Origin of the sequence: Roseospira visakhapatnamensis (genome assembly GCF_014197915.1) — a bacterium.
GTDB classification, from domain to species: Bacteria; Pseudomonadota; Alphaproteobacteria; order Rhodospirillales; family Rhodospirillaceae; genus Rhodospira; species Rhodospira visakhapatnamensis.
In genome coordinates, this window is record NZ_JACIGK010000003.1 from 37,848 (window position 1) to 58,230 (window position 20,383).

Annotated in this window: 19 protein-coding genes; 12 read left to right on the forward strand and 7 right to left on the reverse strand. The window is 68.1% G+C overall.

The genetic code is table 11. The features are described from left to right. Positions 1–180: 180 nt before the first annotated feature. The 6 genes from GGD89_RS02745 to GGD89_RS02770 all read left to right on the forward strand — a co-directional run bounded on the left by GGD89_RS02745 (position 181) and on the right by GGD89_RS02770 (position 6,060). A complete protein-coding gene (locus GGD89_RS02745) occupies positions 181–1,350 on the forward strand; it encodes an ABC transporter substrate-binding protein (RefSeq protein WP_184042579.1) in 1,170 nt (389 codons plus the stop codon). A gap of 279 nt (positions 1,351–1,629) precedes the next feature. Continuing rightward, the gene (locus GGD89_RS02750; RefSeq protein ID WP_184042580.1) at positions 1,630–2,514 is read left to right on the forward strand and encodes a branched-chain amino acid ABC transporter permease; all 885 of its coding nucleotides are present in this window, start codon (positions 1,630–1,632) and stop codon (positions 2,512–2,514) included. Between the two features lie 11 nt (positions 2,515–2,525). Continuing rightward, positions 2,526–3,569, forward strand: coding sequence for a branched-chain amino acid ABC transporter permease (locus GGD89_RS02755; RefSeq protein ID WP_343058515.1), 1,044 nt, complete (start codon positions 2,526–2,528; stop codon positions 3,567–3,569). Then, positions 3,566–4,327: an ABC transporter ATP-binding protein gene (locus tag GGD89_RS02760; protein WP_184042581.1), complete on the forward strand. Its 762-nt coding sequence runs from the start codon at positions 3,566–3,568 to the stop codon at positions 4,325–4,327. Before GGD89_RS02755 ends, GGD89_RS02760 begins: the two co-directional genes overlap by 4 nt. Before the next feature lie 24 nt (positions 4,328–4,351). Further along, a complete protein-coding gene (locus GGD89_RS02765) occupies positions 4,352–5,056 on the forward strand; it encodes an ABC transporter ATP-binding protein (RefSeq protein WP_184042582.1) in 705 nt (234 codons plus the stop codon). A 38-nt stretch (positions 5,057–5,094) separates the two neighbouring features. Next, entirely contained in the window at positions 5,095–6,060 is a 966-nt protein-coding gene (locus GGD89_RS02770) for an NAD-dependent epimerase/dehydratase family protein (protein ID WP_184042583.1), read from the forward strand. Between the two features lie 46 nt (positions 6,061–6,106). On the opposite strand, the gene GGD89_RS02775 is transcribed toward GGD89_RS02770, so the two are convergent. From GGD89_RS02775 to GGD89_RS02790, 4 genes are all read right to left on the reverse strand, one after another. Beyond that, positions 6,107–6,526: a response regulator gene (locus tag GGD89_RS02775; protein WP_184042584.1), complete on the reverse strand. Its 420-nt coding sequence runs from the start codon at positions 6,524–6,526 to the stop codon at positions 6,107–6,109. 188 nt (positions 6,527–6,714) lie between these two features. Beyond that, on the reverse strand, positions 6,715–8,019 hold the full coding sequence (locus GGD89_RS02780) for a diguanylate cyclase domain-containing protein (RefSeq protein ID WP_184042585.1): 1,305 nt from the start codon (positions 8,017–8,019) through the stop codon (positions 6,715–6,717). Between the two features lie 250 nt (positions 8,020–8,269). Beyond that, the gene (locus tag GGD89_RS02785) at positions 8,270–9,661 is read right to left on the reverse strand and encodes an ABC1 kinase family protein (protein WP_184042586.1); all 1,392 of its coding nucleotides are present in this window, start codon (positions 9,659–9,661) and stop codon (positions 8,270–8,272) included. Positions 9,662–9,664: 3 nt separating this feature from the next. Then, positions 9,665–11,503 carry a M3 family oligoendopeptidase gene (locus tag GGD89_RS02790; RefSeq protein WP_184042587.1) on the reverse strand — a complete coding sequence of 613 codons (1,839 nt, stop codon included), beginning with the start codon at positions 11,501–11,503 and terminating at the stop codon, positions 9,665–9,667. 336 nt (positions 11,504–11,839) lie between these two features. Between GGD89_RS02790 and GGD89_RS02795 the strand changes: the two genes are divergently transcribed. Further along, entirely contained in the window at positions 11,840–13,651 is a 1,812-nt protein-coding gene (locus GGD89_RS02795) for an AMP-dependent synthetase/ligase (RefSeq protein ID WP_343058516.1), read from the forward strand. On the opposite strand, the gene GGD89_RS02800 is transcribed toward GGD89_RS02795, so the two are convergent. Continuing rightward, a complete protein-coding gene (locus GGD89_RS02800; RefSeq protein WP_246422349.1) occupies positions 13,639–14,016 on the reverse strand; it encodes an FtsB family cell division protein in 378 nt (125 codons plus the stop codon). The two genes, GGD89_RS02795 and GGD89_RS02800, sit on opposite strands and share 13 nt — an antisense overlap. Positions 14,017–14,247: 231 nt before the next feature. Then, positions 14,248–14,796, reverse strand: a complete 549-nt coding sequence (locus GGD89_RS02805) for a cytochrome b (protein ID WP_184042589.1) — start codon at positions 14,794–14,796, stop codon at positions 14,248–14,250. 532 nt (positions 14,797–15,328) lie between these two features. Between GGD89_RS02805 and GGD89_RS02810 the strand changes: the two genes are divergently transcribed. The 4 genes from GGD89_RS02810 (at position 15,329) to GGD89_RS02825 (ending at position 18,481) form a co-directional block, all read left to right on the forward strand. Next, entirely contained in the window at positions 15,329–16,012 is a 684-nt protein-coding gene (locus GGD89_RS02810) for an NTP transferase domain-containing protein (protein ID WP_184042590.1), read from the forward strand. A gap of 83 nt (positions 16,013–16,095) precedes the next feature. Then, on the forward strand, positions 16,096–17,016 hold the full coding sequence (locus GGD89_RS02815) for a sulfite exporter TauE/SafE family protein (RefSeq protein WP_184042591.1): 921 nt from the start codon (positions 16,096–16,098) through the stop codon (positions 17,014–17,016). Next, positions 17,016–17,834 (forward strand): TIGR02186 family protein, encoded by an 819-nt coding sequence (locus GGD89_RS02820; RefSeq protein ID WP_246422351.1) that lies wholly within the window; start codon positions 17,016–17,018, stop codon positions 17,832–17,834. The genes GGD89_RS02815 and GGD89_RS02820 overlap by 1 nt, the downstream gene beginning before the upstream one ends. A 128-nt stretch (positions 17,835–17,962) precedes the next feature. Then, positions 17,963–18,481: a universal stress protein gene (locus GGD89_RS02825; protein WP_246422352.1), complete on the forward strand. Its 519-nt coding sequence runs from the start codon at positions 17,963–17,965 to the stop codon at positions 18,479–18,481. 105 nt (positions 18,482–18,586) lie between these two features. On the opposite strand, the gene GGD89_RS02830 is transcribed toward GGD89_RS02825, so the two are convergent. Beyond that, positions 18,587–18,745 carry a hypothetical protein gene (locus GGD89_RS02830; RefSeq protein WP_184042592.1) on the reverse strand — a complete coding sequence of 53 codons (159 nt, stop codon included), beginning with the start codon at positions 18,743–18,745 and terminating at the stop codon, positions 18,587–18,589. 196 nt (positions 18,746–18,941) lie between these two features. On the opposite strand from GGD89_RS02830, the gene GGD89_RS02835 reads away from it, so the two are divergent. Beyond that, positions 18,942–20,153: an argininosuccinate synthase gene (locus tag GGD89_RS02835; RefSeq protein WP_184042593.1), complete on the forward strand. Its 1,212-nt coding sequence runs from the start codon at positions 18,942–18,944 to the stop codon at positions 20,151–20,153. Positions 20,154–20,383 lie beyond the last annotated feature (230 nt).

Below are 20,383 nucleotides of genomic sequence, written 5' to 3' on the forward strand. Positions count from 1 at the left end.
ATGGTCATGGGGGCGTGCCCATGGGGCATGCGGCGGCGCGTATGGATGTCCAAGGACATGCGCGGCGACCACGGGCATCGGTCCGGAGGGGCGGTCACGGGACATGCCCGAACGACACGGACAAGAGCCGAAACGGGCAAAAGCCGAAACAGGCAAAAAATGAAACAGGGAGGACCACCCATGACACACTCGTTCAAGACGGGCCTGATGCTGGCCGGTCTGGCGCTCGGCGCCCTGGGCCTGGCGGATCCCAGCCCGGCACACGCCGAGGACGACCCCATTCGCGTCGGCTCGTTCCTGGCGGTGACCGGCCCGGCCTCCTTCCTCGGCGATCCCGAGTTGAAGACCCTGGAGATGTATATCGAGCGACTCAACGAGTCCGGTGGCCTGAACGGCCGCGCCGTGGACTTGGTGCACTACGACACCGCCGGCGACGCCAACAAGGCGCGGACCTTCGTCAAGCGGCTGCTGGAAGAGGACGAGGTCGACGTCATCCTCGGCGGCTCCACCACCGGCACCACCATGGCCGTGATTCCCCTGGTGGAGCGGGCGGAGGTGCCCTTCGTGTCCTTCGCGGGCGGCGTGTCGATCATTGACCCGGTCAAACCCTGGGTGTTCAAGACGCCCCACACCGACCGCATGGCCTGCGAGAAGATCTTCGAGGACATGCAGGGTCGCGACATCACCCGCGTGGCGCTGATCTCCGGCACCGGCGGTTTCGGCAAGTCCATGCGCGGCCAGTGCATGGACGTGGCCCCCACATTCGGGATCGAGATCGTGGCCGACGAGACCTATGGCCCGGGCGACACCGACATGGTCGCCCAGTTGACCAAGATCAAGAACACCGAGGGCGTCGAGGCGGTGGTCAACGCCGGCTTCGGACAGGGACCGGCCATCGTTACCAAGAACGTCGCCCAGTTGGGCTTCACCGTGCCGCTGTACCAGTCCCATGGCGTGGCCTCCAAGAAGTTCATCGAACTGGCCGGCGACGCCGCCGAAGGGGTGCGCCTGCCGGCCGCCGCCCTGCTGGTGGCCGAGAAGCTGCCCATGGACGACCCGCAGCGCCCGGTCGTGGTGGGCTACAAGGCCACCTACGAGGCGGTGCATGGCGAGGGGTCCGTGTCCACGTTCGGCGGCCATGCGCTGGACGGCCTGATGCTGTACAAGGGCGCCGTCGAGGCCGCCGGCGGTATCGAGCCGGCCGCCGTCCGCGATGCCCTGGAGAACACCCGGGGCTACATGGGCACCGCCGGCGAGGTGACCATGAGCGCCGACGATCACCTGGGCCTGGGCCTCTCGGCCTTCCGCATGCTGGAAATCCGGGATGGCGACTGGGCGCTGGTGGAGTAAAGACACCGGTCGGGGCATGGGCGTCGTGTCGGCATGCCCCGGTCCGGACAGAGGAGGGCGACGCGCGTTCCTCTGTCCGGGACGACCGGGCCTCGCCCGCGCCGTGATGTGTGGCGACGCGGGGTTTTCATCGGGGCGGCCCCGACGGCCGCGGTAACGCGGCGTGATCGCGCCGACCGGTCGGCTGGCGGCTCATGAGGGCCGTCCGCCGGCACGACAGTCCTCCGACCCCGGCGTCCGCCGGGTCCCTTCCGCTTCTTCCGTGCGATGGATCGCTTCATGCCCCCCGCGTTCGTCGAGTTCCTTCAATTCCTTCTCTCCGGCATCACCAGCGGCGCCATTTATGCTCTCGTGGGTCTGGGATTTGCCCTCATCTACAACGCCAGCCACGTGATCAACTTCGCCCAGGGCGAGTTCGTCATGCTGGGCGGCATGCTGACCTGGGCATTGATGAGCGCCGGTCTCGATCTGCCGCTGGCCATCGGCGCGGCCGTGGCCCTCACCGTCCTGGCGGGCCTGGCGCTGGAGAAGCTGGCCATAGAACCGGCCAGGGACGCGGATGTGGTGACGCTCATCATCATCACCATCGGCGCCGGTATCTTCCTGCGCGGCGTGGTCAGCGTGACGCTGGGCAAGGACTTCCATCCGCTGCCGTCGTTCTCCGGCGATGACCCGATCAGCGTCTTGGGCGCGACCATCATGCCCCAGAGCCTGTGGGTCCTGGGGGTGAGCGCGCTGGTGGTCATCGCCTTGCAGCTCTTCTTCCGCTACACGCTGCTCGGCAAGTCCATCCTGGCGACCAGCTACAATCGGGATGCGGCCCGGCTGATGGGCGTCAATGTGGGGTTCGTGCTGCTGCTCAGCTTCGGCCTGTCGGCGATGCTGGGGGCCATGGCCGGGATCCTGATCGCGCCGATCACCGCCACCAACTTCGAGGTGGGCATCATCCTCGGCCTGAAGGGCTTCGCCGCTGCCATCCTGGGCGGCCTGGGCAACGGGTTGGGGGCGATCGTCGGCGGCCTGCTGCTGGGGATCATCGAAAGCCTGGGAGCCGGCTACATCTCGTCGGACTATAAGGACGCCATGGCCTTCGTGGTCATCCTGGGCGTGCTGTTCTTCATGCCGAGCGGCCTGTTCGGCCGCCGCCGGACCGAGAGGGTGTAAGGCGCGCGACCATGGCTCACAACGTCAGGCCCTCCGGCTACAGCAAGTTCGCCAAGAAGCAGACCTACACGCGCCGCATGGGCACCAAGAAGAACCGGGCGCAGATGCTGCTGTCCGAGCGCGGCGGGGGCCTGTCCCTGCTGATTTTGGTCATCCTGGTGCTGCCCCTGTTCCTGGCCAACAACTACCATTACGACGTGGTCGTCAACATCGGCATCAACGCCATCGTGGTGGTCGGGCTCAACCTGTTGATCGGCCATGCCGGGCAGATCAGCCTGGGGCATGCCGGGTTCTTCGGCCTGGGCGCCTATGTCTCGGCGGTCCTGACGGCGCGCTATGGGGTGCATGGCCTGGTGGCCCTGCCCGTTGGCGCCCTCGGGGTCGGCATCCTGGCCTACGCGATCGCGCGGCCGGTGCTGCGGTTGTCCGGGCACTACCTGGCCATGGCGACACTGGGCGTGGGTCTGATCATCCACATCGTCATCAGTCGCGAGGCGTGGTTGACGGGTGGCCCGGACGGCATGTACGTGCCGCCCCTTGAGGTCATGGGGGTGGCGGTCTACGGGGGGCCGGTGTGGTACTGGATCGTGGCCGGCGCGCTGATCCTGGCGGTCTGGCTGTCGCTCAACGTGATCGACAGCCCCGTCGGGCGGGCGTTGCGCGGCCTTAACGGGTCCGAGGTGGCGGCCCAGGCGGCGGGCGTGGACACCACCCGCTACAAGGTGATGGTGTTCGTGCTGTCGGCGGTGATGGCCGCCGTCGCCGGGAGCCTGGCGGCGCACTTCTCGGAATTCGTTTCCCCGACCAAGGCGAGCTTCCTGCAATCCATCCTGTTCGTGACCATGGTGGTGCTGGGGGGCATGGCCTCCACCTTCGGTGCGGTGCTCGGCGCGGTGATGCTGACGCTGTTGCCCCAGGTGCTGGCGGACTTCGCGGACTATGAGCAGGTGATCCTGGGTCTCATCATGATGGCGGTGATGATCGCTTTGCCCAAGGGGCTGGTGCCCACGCTCACCGCGCTGGTCAAGCGATGGGTGCGGAGGGCCGGGTCATGACGCTCTTGCGCGTGGAGGGTGTCAGCATCCAGTTCGGCGGCGTGCAGGCGATTCAGGACCTGGACTTCGTCATCAACCCCGGCACCATCCACTCCATTATCGGACCGAACGGCGCCGGCAAGACGACGCTGCTCAACATGATCACGGGGATCTATGCGCCCAGCACCGGGGCCATCTATCTGGATGACGTGCCGATCACCGGGCGTCGTCCCCACGATCTGGCGCGCCTGGGGCTGGCGCGGACCTTCCAGAACCTGCAGATCATGAGGACCATGACGGCATTGGACAACGTCATGGTCGGGCGCCACCTGCACCTGAACCGCAACCTGTTGTCCTGTCTACTGCGGCTGCCGTCGGTGACCCGGGGTGACCGCCAGGCCCGCAAGCGCTGCGTCGAGCTGATGGAGTCCGTCGGTCTGGGCGGCTACATCGACGCCGAGGCCGGGGCCATGCCCTACGGCGCGCTCAAGCGTCTGGAGATCGCCCGGGCGCTGGCCGCCGAACCCAAGCTGCTGCTGCTGGACGAGCCGGCCGCCGGCCTCAACGCCACCGAGACCAAGGAGATCGACGAGGTGATCGTCAAGGTCGCCCGCTCCGGCGTCACCGTGGTCCTGGTGGAACACGACATGAAGCTGGTGATGGGCATTTCCGACCATATCCTGGTGCTGGACTACGGCCGCAAGCTGGCGGAAGGGACGCCCGAGGCGGTGCGCGCCAACCCCGCCGTGGTCGCCGCCTATCTGGGCGCCGTGGGCTGAGCCGAGGGGGTAGGGCAAAAGAACATGCTTCTGGAAATCGAGGGACTGTCCAGCCACTACGGCCGCATTCAGGCCCTGACCGACGTCTCCGTTTCGGTGGACGAGGGCGAACTGGTCGCCCTGGTGGGCGCCAACGGCGCGGGCAAGACGACGCTGTTGCGGTGCCTGTCCGGTCTTCAGCCGGTGTCCGGGGGGCGCGTCCTGTTCGATGGTCAGGACATCACCAGCGCCTCGCCGCAAAAGCGGGTGCGGCTGGGCATCAGTCAGGTTCCCGAGGGGCGGCAGGTGTTCGGGCCGCTGTCGGTGGAGGACAACCTGAGACTGGGTACCGTGCGGCGGCGCGGCAAGGACGTCTCGCGCGACCTGGACCGCATGTACACCCGCTTCCCCGTGCTGCGCGAGAAGCGCAAGCAGCCGGCCGGCACGCTGTCCGGCGGCCAGCAGCAGATGCTGGCTCTCTGCCGGGCCTTGATGTCGCAACCGCGCGTGCTGCTGCTGGACGAGCCGTCCATGGGGCTGGCGCCGCTGCTGACCGGAGAGATCTTCGATTCCATCGAGATCCTCAAGGAGCAGGGCACCACCATCTTCCTGGTGGAACAGAACGCCTTCGCCGCCCTGGGCATCGCCAGCCGGGGCTATGTGCTGGACACCGGGTCCGTGGTGCTGACCGACACGGGCGCGGACCTGCTGCGCAACGAGCGGGTCAAATCGGCCTATCTGGGGATTTGATCCTCACCGGCGGGGCGCCGCCAGGATGGGTGGCGGACATGCGGGCGTTGGTTCTCGGCACGGGCGGCATGATTGGCGATGCGGTGGCGCGGGCTCTGGCCGCGCGCGGCATCGAGACCTTTGGGGCATCTCGGGCTGGTCCGCTCGGATCTTACGATGGCTGGTGTGGTGTGCGCGCCGATCGCGCCGATCCGACGTCTGTCCGCGCTCTCCTGAACGCGCACGCCATCGACGTGCTGGTGGACATCGTCGCCTATGCGTCGGCCGAAACCGCGCGTCTTCTGACCGCCATCGATGGGCGGGTCGCGCAGTACGTCCTGGTCAGTTCGTTGGACGTCTACCGGAACTACGGGCTGTTGCATGGCCTGGAGACCGGTGTCCCGGATCCGGGTCCGCTGGACGAGAACGCGCCGCTTCGGTTGCGCCTGTATCCCTACCGGGGTGCGACACGACGGCCGCCGGAGGATCCTCTCGCGTGGCTGGATGACTATGACAAGATTCCCATCGAAGAGGCCGTGCGTGGCCTGGCGAGCGCCTGGACGATCCTGCGTTTGCCCATGGTCTACGGTCCAGGCGACCGTCAACGCCGGTTCCGCTGGGCCATCGAGCCGATGCTGGCGGGGGCGGGCCATATCGACGTGGCCCCGGCCTGGCTGGCATGGACGACCACTTTCGGCTTCATAGACAACGTGGCGGCTGCCATAGCCCTGACCGTCGGCCAATCCCGCGCGTTCGGGGCGACCTTCAATGTGGTGGATACGCCGCCGATGTCCCATCGCTTGTGGCTGGAGCATCTCCGGGCGGTAACCGGGTGGCGCGGTGTCCTTCGATCCAACAGAACCGCCGCCCCGCCTGTGTCAGGGGGTGTCACCACTCTCGACCTGACCGTGCCGCTCGCCGTATCAGGCCAGCGTCTTGTCGATCACCTGTCCTATGTCCCTCCGGTGGATGTGTGTAGCACGCTTGCGCGCACGATCGCCGCCGAACGGTCTCAGGGACTGTGAGGCGGACTGGTCCCACCGCGCCGATCCGCGTCCTGTCTCAACGCCTTCAATGCGGCGGCAGGCGCACCAGGTTGCGCCAGAAGCTTTCGATGCCCTTGACCACGGCGATGAAGCGGTCGAAGTCCACCGGCTTGACGATGTAGCAGTTGGCATGCAGTTCGTAGCCGCGCACCACATCCGATTCCGCCTGCGAGGTGGTGAGCACGATCACCGGCAGGCGCTTCAGGGCGGTGTCCTGCTTGATTTCCGCCAGCACCTCGCGGCCGTCCTTGCGTGGCAGGTTCAGGTCTAGCAGCACCAGGTCGGGGCGCGGAACGTCCTGGTAGCGGCCCTCCCGGCGGAGGAACGACATGGCCTCGATGCCGTCCTGAACGACGTGCAGGCGCGTCTGCGATCCTCCTTCCTTGAAGGCCTCGGCCGCCAGACGGGCGTCACCGGGATTATCCTCGACAAGCAGGATGTCCATAGTCGCGGTGAGCCTCCGTCTTGGATAGGCGCGGGCATGGGGTCCGCTGTCCGTGGGCGGTTCGGGCACGTCGATGGCGGAGCCCGAAAAAAGCGCGTGATGCCCACAAACGTACCGCAACTTCGGGCGCGAGGGAAACGCCGGACACCCCGGCGAGCGGGGCCTGTCGGCGGCCGTCCTCCCGGCGGTCAGCCGTCCTGCCCGTGGCGGGCGGCGAGGGTCTTGGAGTAGAAGCGCACGGTGTTCTTGCCTGATCGCTTGGCGGCATACATGGCCGCGTCGGCGGCCTCGATCAGCGCCTCGTTGGTGTCGCCGTTGTCGGGGATCATGGCGATGCCGATGCTGGCCGTCAGGGGCCGGTCGGTCGGCACGTCATCGAAGGGGTGCGTGATTTCCTGGAGCAGCTTGGTGGCGACGGCCTCGGCGGCGTCGCGGTTGCGGACCTCGGGCAGGATGACGACGAACTCGTCGCCGCCCAGGCGGGAGACCTCATCGGAGATACGCACCGCGCCGCGCAGCCGCGCGGCCACCTCGCGCAGCACCGTGTCGCCCACGGCGTGCCCGGCGGAATCGTTGATGTCCTTGAAGCCGTCCAGGTCCAGGAACAGCAACGCCGCCTCGCGTTGATAGCGGGTGGCCTGTTCGATGGTGCTCGCCAGCAGGCGCTGGAACAGTTGGCGGTTGCCAAGCCCCGTCAACGGATCCGTGGTGGCCTGGCGCAGCAAATCCTGCTCGGCATGGCGCCGAAAGGTGATGTCACTGAAGATCGCCACGTAGCCGGCCGTGCCGCCGGAGTCGTCGTGCACCACGTTGATACGCAGCCACTCCGGCGTGACCTCGCCGTGCTTGCGGCGGGTCCAGATCTCACCCTCCCAGGCGCCGGTCTCCCGAAGCTGTTGCCAGAGCGCCTCGTAGAAGGCGGCCTCGTGGATGCCCGTGCGCAGGAGCGAGGACTGGGTGCCCACCACCTCCTGGTTCTCGAATCCGGTGACGCGGCAGAAAGCCGGATTTACGCGAACCACCTTGCCGGCGGCGTCGGTGACCATGATGCCGGTGTCGATGGCGCGAAACGCGGCCTCGGCCAGGAGCAGGCGCTGGTTGGCGCGCTGACGCTCCACGGCGTAGAGCAGCGACCGCTTGATGAGCTGGCCGTCGCCCCGCCCCTTGACCAGGTAATCCTGGGCGCCGCGTTGCACGGCCCCGATGGCGATGTCGGTGGCATCGATGCCGGTGAGCACGACGATGGCGATGTCGGCCCGCGTGCGGTGCACGATTTCCAGGGTTTCGAGGCCGTTCGAGTCCGGCAGGGTTAGGTCCAGCAGGATGACGTCGAACGACTCCTGGCGCAAGAGGTCCAGGGCGGGCGCCAGCGACGTCACATGGGTGAAGGACAAACGGGCCCCATCCGCGTCGTCGAGCAGATACTGAATCAGGCGTGCATCGCCCAGGTTGTCCTCAATCAGAAGGCAGGTCAGCCCTTCGCCCAGATCCATGTCCATCGTTGTCGTACCGACCCGTGTTCGCCGTTCCGCCGGAAGAGTTCACAGCGTCGCGGACGTCGGGCATCGCGTGCCCGCGATCGCCTGGGTGCCATGACGACGCGACGACGCCACCGACCGAGCCGGGGTTAATCGATGAACCCCTTGCCGTTCCTCTCTGTCGCGGCCCATCAACGCGCAAACAATCCGGACGGTCAAGATCAAACCGGGAGCGCCACGGTCCTTCCAGGGTCCCCCGTCGGGGTCAGGCGCTCTTGGGGTCGGCGGCGCGCGGTGGCGCCTCGTCCGCCAGGTGAAGCTGGGCGGCCGCCAGGGCATCGCTTTGCCGTGCCGCCAGGGCGTCGACGTTAAAGTCATCGATCAAGTTGTGGAACAACTGGTGCCAGTTTATCTCGGCTTTCAGGTGCATGAACACCGAACCCAATCCAATCGCCGCGCGATCCATGAGCACGAACTCGCGGGGTGGCTTCACGCCGCCCACCTGCTTGAGCTTTTCATGGACCCCTTCCGCGACGTTGCGGCCCTGGCGCCCGCTGTTCGTTTCCTGGATGCGCCGCGTGCGGTCTTCCATCAGGGGTGCGTAAATGAACTCCGCCCACAGGTTCAGGACCTCGATCAGATCCTTGCTGAGGTTCTCGAACCCCCAGCATTCATAAGCATGAACGGCGCGGTCGTGGTCGTTGTCCCGCAGCGCGAAGAACAGGTCGATGACGCCCTTCACAAACCGCGGCGGGAAGATGCGGATGGCGCCGTAGTCCAGCAGATTGATGCTGTGATCATCGCGAACCGTGTAGTTGCCGAGATGCGGGTCGCCGTGGATCACGCCGTACTCATAGAACGGCACGTACCAGGCCCGGAACATGTTGTAGGCGATCCGGTTGCGGACCTCGGGCGACTCGTCGACGAACTCAAGCATGCGCCGGCCGTCCATCCAGCTCATGGTCAACAGACGCTGCGTGGACACCTCGGGCACGACGGTGGGGATGTGCACATGGGGCTCGTCGCGCAACATGTGGCCGTACAGCGCCATGTTGCGGGCCTCGCGGGCGTAGTCCAGTTCCTCGCGCAGGCGCTCGGCGATCTCGGCGTGAATGTCGCTGGGGTCGATGGCGCTGTCGTAGCTGCGGTAGATGGAGATGATCCATTTGAGTTGCCGCAAGTCGGCCTCGACCACCGAGGCCATGTCCGGGTATTGCAGCTTGCAGGCCAATCGCGTGCCGTCGGGCAGGGTGGCCCGGTGCACCTGGCCCAGCGAGGCGGCGGCCGTGGCCTCGCGGTCGAACGTGCCGAACCGCGCCGGCCAGTCCGCGCCCAGTTCGGCCTTCATGCGCCGACGCACGAACGGCCAGCCCATGCGCGGAGCATCGGCCTGCAACTGCGCCAGTTCGCGGGTGTACTCCTCGGGCAGCGCCTCCGGGATGGTGGACAGGATCTGCGCCACCTTCATCAACGGCCCCTTCAGGCCGCCCAGCGCCTCGCGCAATTCGCTGGCCTGGCGGCCCTTGTCGAATCGCATGCCCAGGTACCGCTCGCCGGCGGCCCGGGCGGCGATGCCGCTCATGGCGGTGGACACCTGGGCATAGCGCCGCACGCGTCCGCCCAGGTTGTTGTTTTCTCGCGACTTGTTCTCGGGCATGGCTTAGGCCAGTTGCTCCAGTTCGTCGATGAAGGTGGTCAGCACGCCAAGGCCGCGCCGCCAGAACGCCGGGTCGCGGGCATCCAGGCCGAACGGGGCCAGCAGCTCCGTGTGGCGCAGGGTCCCGCCGGCGGCCAGCATGTCCAGGTACTTTTCCTGGAAGTCGGGGACCGTGCCCGCCTGATGGACGGCGTAGAGACTGTTCACCAGGCAGTCGCCGAAGGCGTAGGCATAGACGTAGAACGGCGTGTGCACGAAATGCGGAATGTAGCCCCAGAACACGCGGTAACTGTCGTCGAAGTCGAACGCCGGCCCCAGGCTTTCCCGCTGGACATCCATCCAGATGGCGCTTAGCCGGTCCTCGGACAAGGCCCCCTCGCGCCGTTCCCGGTGCACGCGATACTCGAACTCATGGAAGGCGACCTGACGCACCACCGTGTTGAGCATGTCCTCGACCTTGCCCGTCAGCAGGGTCCGCCGCCGCTTCGGGTCGGTCTCGGCGTTCAGCATGGCCCGGAAGGTCAGCATCTCGCCGAACACCGAGGCGGTCTCGGCCAGCGTCAGCGGGGTATCCGACATCAGCACGCCACGCGGCGCGGCCAGCACCTGGTGCACGCCGTGACCCAGTTCGTGGGCCAGCGTCATCACGTCGCGGCTGCGGCCCATGAAGTTCAGCAGCAGATAGGGATGCGCCGACGGCACCGTGGGATGGGCGAAGGCCCCCGAGGTCTTGCCCGGGCGCGGCGGCACGTCGATCCAGGCGTTGTCGAAAAAGCGTTGGCCGACCTCGGCCAGACGCGGACTGAAGGCCCCGTAGGCGTTCAGCACCAGATCGCGGGCCTCGGGCCAGGCATAGCGGCGGTCCTCGGCGTCGGGCAGCGGCGCGTTGCGGTCCCAGGTGGCGAGCCGCTCCTGACCGAACCATCGCGCCTTCAGGGCGTAGTAACGGTGGGCGGTGTCGGCGTACGAGTCGCGCACCGCCGTGACCAGCGCCTCCACCACCTCGTCCTCCACCTGGTTGGCCAGATTGCGGGACGCCAGGGCGTGGGGATACCGCCGCCACGTGTCCTCGATCTGCTTGTCCTTGGCCAGGGTGTTGGTGATGTGGGCGAACACGCGGGCGTTGGCCGCCAACTCCGCGCCGATGGCCCGGGCGGCGCTCTCGCGTCGCGACCGCTGGGTGTCGGACAACTGGTCGAGGGCCTCGGTCAGCGTGCGCGACTGCCCGTCGATGTCGAAGCGCAGGTGCGCCAGCGTCTCGTCGAACAGGCGCACCCAGGCGGCGCGGCCGGTCACCTCCTTTTCGTGGATCAGTCGCTCCATGGCCTCGGGCAGTTCGTGATCCCGGAAGGCCCGGACCGTGCGGATCCAGGCGGCATAATGGTTCAGCGCCGGCGCGGTCAGCTTGTCGGCCAGGGTCTCGTCGTCGAGCTGATTGATCTCCAGGGTGAAGAACAGAAGCAGCGACGAGATGTCCGTCACCTTTTCCTGCATGCCCTGATGAAAGCGCCCGATGGTCTCGTCCGTCTGGTCCACGGCGTGCAGGAGCTGCGCGTAGGACATGATGCGGTAGAGGGTTTCGCTGATCGCCTCGAACGCCGCGATCGCCGCGCCCAGGTCCGCGCCGGACAGGGCGGCGACCTGACCCAGGTGGCGCTCCCGGAAGGCCGCGGCCGAGGCGCGCGCCGCCGTCAGGTCGGACTCCAGCACCGGGTCGTCCATGCCGCCGTACAGGTCCGCCAGGTCCCAGCCGGGCAGGGTGGATGACAGGCCGCCGCCGCCCTCCGGGGCGCGGGCGGGACCGGGGGTGTGCGTGGGGGGCAGGGGATCGGAAGCGGGCATGCGGGTCTCCTTGCTGTCTTCCGCGATATGGGGACGGTGACGCACGGAGTCCACCGTCCGGCGGTGGGCCGGGGCGGACGGGGGCACTCCGCGCTTGCCATGCGGCCACCGTCCGATGGACAAATGTGTATACCGACAACCGGCTTGGGACGTTGGGGTGAGCGCCGCCAAACATCGTGGGTTGTCGAGAGAATACCGGTGAGCGGGACACAGGGGGCCGCGCCCCGGAGGGCGGCCATGAGCGGGCCGACGGTCAGTCTCCGCGACCGGCGACGGAAAGACCAACCGCGCGGACAGGGTGGCACCCCGACCGCGACCGAGAGGGAGACGAATCTCGTGCCATCCCCGCGTCATCGTGCCACGGACTTCGAGACGGCCATCGACCTGGTCGGCGTGTTCCTCAACCAGGCCAAGCGCTTCCAGCGCGCTCCGTTGTTGTGGCGCAAGCGGGACGGCGCGTGGCGATCCCAGTCCTGGGGCGAGGTCCGGACCCAGGCGGTGGCGATGGCCAACGCGCTGATCGCCTTGGGGGTTCGCCCGGGGGACAGGGTGGCGCTGATCAGCGAGAACCGGCCGGAGTGGTTCATCGCCGACCTGGCGATCCTGATGGCGGGCGGCGTGGTGACGCCATGCTACGTGACCAACACCGTCGCCGACCACCTGCACGTCCTGGATGATTCCGGCGCGACGGTGATGATCGTCTCCACGCCCCAACTGGCGGCCCGGGCGCTGGAGGCCGCCGGCATGGCCCGGATCACCCCCGTCGCCGTCGCCATCGAGGATCCCCAGCTCCACCAGCACACCGGCATCGACGTGCATGCCTGGGGCGACCTTATCGAGCGTCATCGCGCCCAGCCCTGGCCGGCCACCCTGGCGGCGATCGAGCCCGACGACGTGGCGGTCATCATCTACACCAGCGGCACCGGGGGCGTGCCCAAGGGGGTGATGCTCAGCCATGCCAACATCCTGCACAACTGCGCGGGGGCCTATGCCGTGCTGAGGACGCTCGGGCTGGGGCGCGAGGTGTTCCTGTCGTTCCTGCCGCTCAGCCATTCCTACGAGCACACCGCCGGCCTGCACTTCCCCCTGTCCATCGGCGCCGAGATCTGGTTCGCGGAGAACGTCGATCGGCTGGCCAGCAACATGACCGAGGCCCGGCCGACCATCATGACCGCCGTGCCACGCCTTTATGAGTCGATGCGCACGCGCGTGGTGCGCGGCCTGGAAAGCCAGTCGCCGGCGAAGCGCAAGCTGTTCCAGCGGGCGCTGGACCTGGGCCTGAAGCGCTATCACGACCCCAAGTCCCTGACTCTCCTGGAGCGATTGCAGGACTACGTCGTGGACCGCCTGGTCCGCTCCAAGGTGCGCAAGCGGTTCGGCGGCCGCCTGAAGGCCATGGTCTCGGGGGGCGGTCCGTTGAACGTGGACGTGGGGCTGTTCTTCCATGCCCTGGGCGTGCCCATCCTGCAAGGCTATGGCCAGACCGAGTCGTCCCCGGTGATCAGCGTCAACCGGCCGGGCAAGGTGCGCATGCACACCGTGGGACCGCCGTTGAAGGATGTTCAGGTGCGTCTGGCCGAGGATGGCGAGATCCTGGTCAAGGGCGGGCTGGTCATGCAGGGCTACTGGAACAACCCGAAGGCCACCGCCGACGTGATCGATGCCGACGGCTGGCTGCATACCGGCGACGTCGGGCTCATTGACGCCGAGGGCTGCATCCAGATCACCGACCGGAAGAAGGACATCATCGTCAACTCGGGGGGCGACAACATCTCGCCGCAGCGGGTCGAGGGGCTGTTGTGCCTGGAACAGGAAATCGCCCAGGCCATGATCTATGGCGATCGGCGGCCGCACCTGGTGGCGTTGCTGGTGCCCGACAGCGAATGGCTGGGCCGCTGGGCGGCCAAGGCCGGCAAGGACGCCGATCTGCCGGCGCTGGCCGACGATCCCGACCTGCGATCGGCGATCGGCGCGGCGGTGACCCGGGTCAACGCCAAGCTGGGACAGATCGAGAAGGTGCGCCGCTTCATGATCGCGCCGGAGCCGTTCACCGTGGACAACGACCAGATGACGCCGACCCTGAAGGTGCGGCGCCATATCCTGAAAGCGGAGTACGGGGACCGCCTGGAACGGCTCTATCGGTCCTGACCGGGATCGACGGGGCCGAGATCGCCGCCGGGATCGGCCGATGCCGGCGCGACCTCGGCATTCAGGACCATGATCTCGTCCGGGCCGATCAGGTTCAGCATGCGTCGGGCCTGTTCGTCCAGCATGTCCGGGTGCAGGTGGTCGGGCCGCAGCAGCGAGACCCGGTGTTCCAGTTCGCGGCGCTCGGCCGAGACCACGGCCAGTTCGGCGCGGGCTTCCTTGATGGCGTGGCGCAGGGACCACCACGTCGTCAGCCCCCGGTCGCCATGGACGGCGTGATAGGCGAAGTACGCCATGGCCGCCACCCCCAGGAGGGGCGGCACGACCAGACGGGCACGCCGGCGCGAATCGGCAAGTGTAGACATGACCGTAGTGAATCAGGGGGCACTGACTCCGTCAAGGAGGGTGCGGCCCCGAGTCCCCGGTGATGGCGGAAGCGTTGCCGGAATGCCGCAGGTCGTCCGTCCCGGCGACGTGGCGGTGGGCGACCGAAGCCCGGGCGTCGCGGCGACACCCGGGCGTTCGACGGGGCCATTCCCTCACCGACCAGGAAGGCCACCCTCTCGATCCGGCACCGACGGCGCCGCGCGTGGGGCTCAGCGGGGAGTCGCGCTCAGCATGCGGCGCAGGGTGGGATCGTCATTCCAGAAATGGTGAATCAGGGAGACCAGGGCGTGGCCGGCCACCAGCGCCAGCACGAGATAACTGCCCCACTCGTGGATCAGGTGGGCGGGACCGGCGATCCAGGCGACCTCTCCCTGCGCGGGAATGGTGAACAGTCCGAGCATCGCGACGGCATGGCCGTTGTAAAGGGACATCAGGACGCCCGATGCCGGCAGGGCCACGGTGGCCACCAGCAGTGTTCTGTGCAGCAGGTCGCGCAACCGCTCGGCCGCGACGGACTGTCCCTCGACCGCGCCCGGCCGGGTCTGGAGGGTGGCCCAGGCGATGCGGACCAGCGCCAGCGCCAGGGCGAGGACCCCCAGGGTCTTGTGCACCTGGATCAGGGCGCCTTTGTCCGGGCTCCGGGGCATGCCCGCCAGGACCAGACCGAAGGCGATCAGACCCAGGATGAGCAGGGCGATGGTCCAGTGGTTGATAATGCTGATCCAGCCATAGCGGGATCGGGTGTCGGTGAGTGGCATTCCTGGTATCCTCAGTCTTGGCCTTGACGCGCTGCGTGGGGGCTTCTTGAACCACTGCCGTGCGACGGCTCCGGGCGATGGCCCGATGGGGGTGTGGACGGGTGCCGGTCCTGACAGAGAGCCGCCCCGCGCGCGGCCCCGGGGTGGGGGGACGAGGCGGGCGCGCGGGGCGGGGGTGCGGCGACCGGGCCGGCTTGGTCGACCGCAAGGCCAAGGTCCCATGGAGCCGTCACCGAAGGATGACGGGGCGCGTGCCCATGTGCGACGAAGTGCCACCAGGTGTGACAAACTGTGACGTGCCAGCTCGGACATGCCGGCCACACGGCTATGGCCTGTCGTCACCCCGAGCGCGCGGCGTCCGTCTCATCCCCGAAACCGAACGCCCATGGGGTGGGCGGCTTCCCATGGTCCTTTGCACAGGTCCGAGGAAGGACCGGCCGGGTGTCGTCCTCTCGGTGTCCTTTGTGTGGGCGTTTTTCCAGCCATGCATGAGTCGGCCGACACGGTGCCCCACGGGGACGGGAGGCGGACCATGACCGGCCCGCTGGCCGCGCCACCGGCCGGCGCGGTCGCCCTGTGCGTGTTGGCGGGCGGTGCCGGGCGGCGTCTTGATGGGCGCGACAAGGCGCGGCTCGACCTGGGGGATGGCCGGCCGATGCTGGCTCGGGTGCTGGATCGGCTGGCGCCGTGGCCGGGACCGGTGCTGGTCAGCGCGCATGCCGCCACCGACCGGGCACGCCTGATCGAGGGCGTGACGGCCCGGCGGATCGATACCGTCGTCGGCGACGCCCTGACCGAGCCCGGGGGCGGGCGTGCCGGTCCTCTGGCCGGGTTGCTGGCCGCGCTGGAGGCCGTTGTGGCGCGGGATGCCGCCGTCTCCTGGCTGGTGTCGGTGCCCGTGGACCTGCCGTTCGTGCCCGAGGACCTGCTGGACCGGCTGTGGCGCGGGTGCGCGGCGGGCGGGGCCGCCGGGGCCTGCGCCGTGTCGGCGGGGCGTCGGCATCCCCTGGTGGCGCTGTGGCCGGTGAGCGTGGCGCCGGCGCTGCGCCGCGCCCTGGAGCGCGAGGGGCTGCGCCGGGCGGGGCAGTGGGCCGAGCGCTGTGGCCTGGCGTCCGTGTCCTGGCCGGCGCGTGATCCGGATCCTTTCCTGAACGTCAACGACGCCGCTGCCCTGGCCGCCGCGCGCGCCCACGCGGCGCCGAGGGTTTTCCCTTGATTGGGGGGGGCGCGGCCCCCTAAAACCGACACACACGGCCCTCTTGTCCGGACGGACGCGCGCCATCGAGGATCCGGCCCTCCATGCAGATCTATCTGCCCATTGCCGAGATGTCGGTCAACGCACTCTTGATCTTTGGTCTCGGTGGAGCGGTCGGGGTTCTGTCCGGGGTGTTCGGCGTGGGTGGCGGGTTCCTGATGACGCCGCTGCTCATGTTCATGGGGGTGCCGCCGGCCGTGGCCGTGGGCACCGGCGCGAACCAGATCATCGCCTCTTCCGTGTCCGGTGTCATCGCGCACACACGCCGTGGCAACGTGGACTTCCGCATGGGGGGGATGTTGCTGGTGGGGGGGCTGATCGGCTCGACCGCCGGTGTGTGGCTGTTCGCGGTGCTTCAGGACCTGGGCCACATCGACCTGACCATCTCCCTCAGTTATGTGGTGTTCCTGGGGGTTGTCGGCGGCCTGATGCTGATCGAAAGCCTGCAGACCATCGTGCGCAGTCAGCGCAAGGGGAGCAAGCATCGCAGCAACGCCGGCCGCCACATGTGGATCCATGGCCTGCCGTTCAAGATGCGGTTTCGCAAGTCGAAGCTGTATATCAGCGCGTTGCTACCTCTGGCGGTGGGTGTGTTCGTCGGTGTCCTGACGGCGATCATGGGTGTGGGCGGCGGCTTCGTCATGGTGCCGGCGATGATCTACCTTCTGGGCATGCCGACCCAGGTGGTGGTGGGCACGTCGTTGTTCCAGATTATTTTTGTCACCGCCAACACGACCTTCCTTCAGGCGACCATCAACCAGACCGTCGATGTCGTGCTGGCCATGCTGCTGCTGCTTGGCGCGGTGGTCGGCGCCCAGTTCGGGGCCCGGGTCGGGGCCGGCTTGAAGAGCGAGCAACTGCGCGTGTTGCTGGCGGCGCTGGTGATCGCCGTGTGCCTGAAGCTGGCCTATGACCTGGTGGCCACGCCCGATGACGTGTTCACCCTGGTCCTGGAGGCCGGGTGATGGGCCGTCGCGCCACCACCGCGTCCGGCCGGCGTCCGGGCCGTCCGCGATGGATGGTGGTCGGCGTTGGTGTGCTGGCGGGCCTGCTGTCGCTGGTCGCCGTTGGCCTGCTGGCGTCCGCCCGGGCCCAGCAGACCGTGGTGCCCCTGGTCGCCGACCTGTCCAAGCATCTGGTGGCCATCACCACGGGCTTCACGGGAACCGACGTGCTGTTGTTCGGCGCCACCGACGGTCCCGGTGACGTTGTCCTGGTGGTGCGTGGGCCGATGACGCGTAAGGTCGTGCGCCGCAAGGAGCTGTGGGGCATCATCTGGGCCAATCGCGACAGCGTGACCTATGACAACGTGCCGGCGTTCTATCAGGTGTTCGCCAACCGCGCCCTGGACGACATCGCCCAGACCAGCGTCTTGTCGCGTCATCAGATCGGAACCGAGCACCTGGCCTTCACGCTGATGTCGCAGAGCGTGACCGATTCTTTTGTTCCAGGCTTCCGGGCGGCGCTTGTGCGCCTGAAGCAGAAACAGCATCATTACGGCATCCGAACGATGCCGGTCACCATGCTGGCCAACCGCCTGTTCCGGGCGGAGCTGCATTTTCCGGCCAACGTGCCCACCGGGCTGTATTCGGTGGAGGTCTATCTGTTCCGGGACGGGGACGTGGTCAGCGCCGAGATCACGCCCCTGGTCATCAGCAAGACCGGCTTCGGCGCCGATCTGTTCGATTTCGCGCACCAGCGGTCGGTGCTCTATGGCCTGGCGGCGATCGCCATCGCCATCGTCACGGGCTGGGCGGCGGCGGCGGTCTTCCGGCGGGTGTGAGACCGGACGCCACGGGCGGCCGGATGCCGGATGGCCAGATGGGCGGGATCGCGGACGGCGAGTCGAGTGAGCGGGTCGAGAGAGGGCGGACCCGGTCGGCTCCGGACCGGTTCGCGCGGGAGGCGGGCATGAGCGACGAGACACCGAGTCGGCCTGCGGGCGGGCGGGCGCCGGCGCCGATGTCGCCGCCGCTCACCTTCCTGGTGGTGGTGGACGACACCGAGGAGATGCACCAGGCCCTGCGGTTCGCCAGCGTGCGGGCGCGGGCCACCGGCGGCCGTGTGGCCATGTTGCGGGTGGTGGAGCCTCCCGACTTCCAGCATTTCGGGTTCGTCGGCGAACAGATGCAGCGCGAGGCGCGCGAGGAGGCGGAGCGTCTGTTGCAGCGCCTGGCGGCCGGGGTCAACAAGCGGTCCCGGCAGACGCCGATGCTGGAGGTGCGCGAGGGCCTCCTGGTTGACCAGATCCTGGAGGTCGTGGCGGACGAGCCCGAGATCTCCGCGCTGGTCGTGGCCGCGCGCAAGGGCAAGAAGGGTCCGGGACCCCTGATCGCGGGCCTCGCGGGTTCGTTCGGGGCGCGCCTGCGGGTGCCGGCCATCGTCATTCCCGCCGGACTGACGGACGAGGAAATCGACCGGTTCGGGTGAGGGGGCGGTCCTTGGACGGTCTATTCCCTTCGGACGGTTGCCGTCCCCGATCCCGACCGGGTCCGCCCGCCCCCATCCAGAGTCATGTGTCGCCGGGGTGGGTGGTCAGTCCGGGGCCGCCTCCGGCGGCTGGGCGCTGGCCCGCGTCCGCGCGGCGGTGCTCTCCACCTCGCGCACGAGCTGACGGTGCTTCCAGAACGCGATGGCGCCGAACACCGCGTACGCCAGCAGTTCAAGGGTCATGGCTTCCCGGCCTGTCAGCATCGGCGTCATCCTGTCCGTCGGGGTGAAGGGCATGCGGCGCCCCGCGTCATGTCAGCATGCCGTGCCCATACATCAAGGGGACCCTGGTATCCCATGCCGCGCCGGACCCTTGTTCGCCGGGGTGGTTGGCCTATACTCCCGCGCTTTCCGGCCCCCTCTCGCAGGGGGGGAGCCTTCAGACCAGGGGCGAGAGCCGATGACCAAGGGCGATGTCAAGAAAGTGGTGCTGGCCTATTCGGGCGGCCTGGATACCTCGATCATCCTGCGCTGGCTGCGCGAGACCTACGCGTGTGAGGTGGTGACCTTCACCGCCGACATCGGCCAGGGCGAGGAAGTGGAGCCGGCCCGCGAGAAGGCCGAGCGGATGGGGATCAAGGAGATCTTCATCGAGGATCTGACCGAGGAGTTCGTCCGCGACTTCGTCTTCCCCATGATGCGCGCCAACACCCTCTATGAGGGCGTATACCTGCTGGGGACCTCCATCGCCCGGCCGCTGATCGCCAAGCGGCTGATCGAGATCGCGGAGCAGACCGGCGCCGACGCCATCAGTCACGGCGCCACCGGCAAGGGCAACGACCAGGTGCGCTTCGAACTGACCGCCTACGCCCTGAAGCCGGACGTCACGGTCATCGCCCCCTGGCGCGAGTGGGACCTGAACAGCCGCGCCAGGCTGATCGAGTACGCCCAGGCGCACCAGATTCCGGTGCCCAAGGACAAGCATGGCGAGGCGCCCTATTCCATGGACGCCAACCTGCTGCACATCTCCTACGAGGGCAAGGCGCTGGAGGACCCCTGGGTCGAGCCGGACGAGGACATGTTCCGCATGACCGTCTCGCCCGAGGCCGCGCCGGACACCCCCGAGTACGTCGAGATTGACTTCGAGACGGGCGACGCCGTGGCCGTCAACGGCGAACGGCTGTCTCCGGGCGCCCTGCTGCGGCGCCTGAACGAGCTGGGCGGCAAGCATGGCTGCGGTCGCGTGGACCTGGTCGAAAACCGTTTCGTGGGCATGAAGTCGCGTGGTGTGTACGAGACGCCGGGCGGCACCCTGTTGCTGGCGGCGCACCGGGCGGTGGAGTCCATCACGCTCGACCGCGAGGCCATGCACCTGCGCGACGAGCTGATGCCGCGCTATGCGACGCTGATCTACAACGGCTTCTGGTATGCGCCCGAGCGCGAGGCCCTGCAGGCGCTGATCGACAAGACCCAGGACCGCGTGACGGGCACCGCGCGCCTGAAGCTCTACAAGGGCAACGTGATCGTCGTCGGCCGCAAGGCGCCGGTCAGCCTGTACAGCATGGATCACGTCACGTTCGAGGAAGACGAGGTCTACAACCAGGCCGACGCCGGGGGCTTCATCAAGCTCAACGCCCTGCGCCTGCGTCTGGGGGCGCTGGCGAAGGGGTAGGTCCTGCTTTTGGTCGACACGGTTCCGCGGGGATCGCGCCGGCGGGCCGCGGCTTTGGACACTGACGGTCGCGAGAGCCGTCCCGGCGACAAGACAGAAAAAATGGCCGGCCGGTGGGGGGAGACCGGCCGGCCAAGGTGAACGCCGCGCATCCCGGAACAGGAGGGGAAGGGTTCCATTGGGATCGCGGTACGGACCGGCAGCGGGTGACCATCCGGTATCGCCGGGGT